Origin of the sequence: Flavobacterium sp. YO12 (genome assembly GCF_004119495.1) — a bacterium.
In the GTDB taxonomy this organism is placed as follows: domain Bacteria; phylum Bacteroidota; class Bacteroidia; order Flavobacteriales; family Flavobacteriaceae; genus Flavobacterium.
Genome location: NZ_NRQU01000121.1, coordinates 1 through 3,866, shown reverse-complemented (window position 1 = coordinate 3,866; position 3,866 = coordinate 1). Strand labels below are relative to the sequence as shown.

The window sequence follows — 3,866 nt, the reverse complement described above, 5'->3', positions numbered from 1 at the left end:
TTGAGACGGCTTATTTTTTTATTGAATTTTATAAATTAAGAATTGCTAAATTGAAGATTACTAAGGTTTTTGTAAATTCCGTTTTCTAAGTTTATCAATTCCTGATGTGTACCTTCTTCAGTAATTATACCATTGTCTAATACCAAAATTTTATCTGCATTTCTGATTGTCGAAAGTCGGTGAGCGATGATGATACTTGTTCTTCCTTCCATTAAAACTTCTAAAGCTTCTTGAACTAGTTTTTCGCTTTCGCTGTCTAATGATGAAGTTGCTTCGTCTAAGATTAAAATACTTGGGTTTTTAAGTAATGCTCGTGCAATTGCTATTCGCTGACGTTGTCCTCCCGATAATTTAACGCCGCGTTCTCCAACTAAAGTCTCAAATTTCTCAGGGAAACCATCAATAAAATTGAACGCGTTTGCTTGTTTTGCAGCCGCTACAATTTCGTCCTCAGAAGCATTAGGTTTACCATAGGCAATGTTTTCCCTTATAGTTCCTCCAAATAATATAACATCCTGAGGAACTATACTCATATTACCGCGAAGGTTTTCTAAATCGTAGTCATAAATGTTTTTTTCGTCAACTATAATTTCTCCCGAAGTAATATCGTAAAAACGAAGAAGTAAAGAGGAGATTGTTGATTTTCCGGCACCGCTCGGACCTACAATTGCAATTTTTTGCCCAAAAGCAGCAGAAAAATTGACATCTTTAAGAACTTGAACTTCCTTACGGGAAGGGTAACTGAATGCTACATTTTTAAAAGTAACATTTCCTTTTATTTTTTCTAAAGTTGATGCATTTGGTTTTGCATTAATTTCTTCTGGTTTTTCTTCTAGTAATTCAAAAACACGCTCGGTTGCTCCAACTGCTTTTTGAATTTGTGCATACATTTCGGCAATTCCTCCAAAAGAAGCACCAATAAAAGTAGTATAAAGTACAAAAGAAATTAAATCTCCAACTCCTTCAACTTCTCCTTTAATAGTTAATGTAATACCGTACCAAACTACGGCAACTACGCATCCAAAAAGGCATAATATAATAAAAGAAGCAAAGTAACCTCTATATTGACCTCCTTTAATAGCAATTTTTACAATTTCTTTGATCTTATTTTTGTAACGCTGAATTTCATACCATTCGTTGGCAAAAGCTTTTACATTGCTTATTCCCTGTAATGTTTCTTCAACGATTACTTGGCTTTCGGCTACTTTATCCTGAGTTTTCTTTCCGTACTTACGAATAAACCTTCCAAATACAACTGCTGCTACCGCAACAATTGGTACAATTGCAAGCATCATAAGAGTTAATTTCGGGCTAATGCTTCCTAATATTACAAAACCTCCAATAATCAATATCAGCTGACGTAAAAATTCAGCAATTGTTGTGGTGAAAGTATCTTGCAATTGCGATATATCAGCACTTATTCGGCTGTTTAGTTCTCCTACGCGTTTTTGTGAATAGAATGACATTGGCAGTTTAACCAAATTTTCATATAAGGCAAAACGAATGTTAGATAATGAGTTTTCAGTAAAGTTTACGAAAAGTGAAATCCTGAAGAAAGAGAATATTGCCTGTAATGTTAAAATAACCATTAATCCTACAGCAATTTCATTGGCTCTGCTTAGGTTTTTATTAGTTACACAATCTACGAGCATTCCCATTAATTTAGGAAAGGCAAGGGCAGTAGCGCTGGTTAGTAGTAGAAAAATTAAGCCTAGAAAAAATTTCCATTTATGGTTTTTACCGTATTTAAAAATTCTGAGTGCTTTTTGAAGAGAATTAGAGTCTAATTTAGCTTTAGGTAAATCGTTTTCTTGAAATCTTGCCATTTGTATATACAATTAAAGTAATGCAAATGTATGATTCTGGCAAGCGAATACAAAGTGTTATTATAAATTAGACATTCAGATTTTGTTTTTTAACTAAATAGTAAGAAAACAGTGCTTTTTATGTTTTATTTAAGGAGCTGAAAAATAGAGTGGTAAATATAAAATCGAAAAAATATTTCATTTTTTTTTAAAATATGCTTGCAAATACGAAATCTAGCTGTATATTTGCACTCGCAATCACGAAATGATAGCAGCCTAGTAAAATAGGGCGATTAGCTCAGCTGGTTCAGAGCACCTCGTTTACACCGAGGGGGTCGGGGGTTCGAACCCCTCATCGCCCACCAAGAAACTCCTTAAGAAATTAAGGAGTTTTTTTTATATAAAAAATAAAAAAAGTATTTTGGAAAAACAGATTTAGAAAAATCAAAAAGACTCTTCAAGAATCAAATAAATAAAAGGCACAAGTATAATTTCTTGTGCCTTTTGTGTTTATTCTATCGTAGGTTTATTTGCTTTTTCTTAAAGAAATTATCGATTGCAGAGCAACCGAAATCATAACAAAAAATAATCCGATATAAAATGAAGTATTTACTTCTTTGCTTTCATCGAAAAACATAAATGCTAATATAATGGCATAAATAGGTTCAAGATTAAAACTTAGATTAACTGTAAAGGCAGGGATTTTTTTCAATACTTCGGCAAAGGCAACATATAATCCAACTGTACAGAAAAGTGATAATAGGATCAGGTAAAAAGTATCTTTGAAATCAGGAATAAGGTTTTCCGCAGGAAAAAAATAAAGGTAAGCAGGAAGCAAAATTCCTAAACCAATTGTTCCGCCTATCATCTGATAGTAGTTGATAATTTTACTGTCGTAAACTTTTACGAGTCTTTCGTTGTAAATAGTGTAAAGCGCCGCAAAAGCCGATGAAATTACGCCTAGGATTATAGCCAGCTGATAGGAACTGTCAAAATGAAAAATCAGACTGATACCTAATAAAGTCAGCATGCTTAATAATAGTTCAGAAAATTTAAACCTAGATCTATCTATTAAAGGTTTGAAAACCGCAGTAAAAAAACTGGTCAAACAATAGCAAATAACACCAATAGAGATATTAGAATATTTAATACTTGCATAAAAGAAAACCCAATGTATGGTAATTAGCAAACCTATTTTAGCAATATCAAACTTTTCTTTTGATGTAGTTTGGTCTAGTACTTTAAAAAACTTTAGCATTAAAAATAAAATGACAGCAGAAAAAAAGACTCTGTACCAAGTTAATAAACCTTCATTAAGAGAAATGAGTTTCCCAAAAACACCGGTAAAGCCGGCAAGTATTACAGCGAAGTGTAATAATAAATATGATTTTTTCATAAAAAATTATCTACCGATCCCTTTCGAGACAAGATTTTTAAATTAAAATTTAATTGAGAATTTTAAGCACAATAAAACAGCGAATAAAATATTCGTGCAGCGCTTTTAAAATTTCTAAGAAATATTAAAATCTTGGTGGTGGAAGACAACTCTTTCTGTTCATATTCTTTATTTATCAATCGCAAAACTAGCAAAAAAACTGATTAAGTCAATACTTAAAAATAATATTCCATTTATGAAAAACGTACATACTGTTTTGATATTTTTATGTAGTATTGTAAAAAACTTGCTCGACCGTTTTTAGCGGGTATATTTAAGTTAGCAGTAAACAATTCTAAAAAGAAAGCACATTTCCTGATTAATGAATGTTGACAATCAAATATTATTTTTTCTAAGCGCTTTAGGTGTTTTTAATAGTGTTGTTTTGAGTTTTTATTTTTTATTCTTCAAACAGAACAAAGCTAAATCGGATTTATTTCTTGGACTTTTATTGTTGTCTTTAAGTTTAAGGATTGGGAAATCGGTATTTTATAATTTTAATCCGCAATTGTCAAAAACGTATTTGCAGATAGGTTTGTCAGCATGTTTTTTAATGGTCCTTTATTATATTTTTATGTTCGATCAATATTGCAAAATCTTAATCACTCTTTTGCAAAGTATACCAT

Annotated in this window: 2 protein-coding genes and 1 tRNA gene; 1 reads left to right on the top strand and 2 read right to left on the bottom strand. The window is 31.5% G+C overall.

Going from position 1 to position 3,866, the window contains the following annotated elements; genetic code table 11:
* Positions 1-35: 35 nt before the first annotated feature.
* Positions 36-1,826, bottom strand: a complete 1,791-nt coding sequence (locus tag BOW55_RS20505; RefSeq protein WP_129026310.1) for an ABC transporter ATP-binding protein — start codon at positions 1,824-1,826, stop codon at positions 36-38.
* Positions 1,827-2,092: 266 nt separating this feature from the next.
* Between BOW55_RS20505 and BOW55_RS20500 the strand changes: the two genes are divergently transcribed.
* Positions 2,093-2,170, top strand: a tRNA-Val gene (locus BOW55_RS20500).
* 161 nt (positions 2,171-2,331) lie between these two features.
* On the opposite strand, the gene BOW55_RS20495 is transcribed toward BOW55_RS20500, so the two are convergent.
* Positions 2,332-3,201 (bottom strand): DMT family transporter, encoded by an 870-nt coding sequence (locus tag BOW55_RS20495; RefSeq protein WP_129026308.1) that lies wholly within the window; start codon positions 3,199-3,201, stop codon positions 2,332-2,334.
* Between the last annotated feature and the right edge of the window lie 665 nt (positions 3,202-3,866).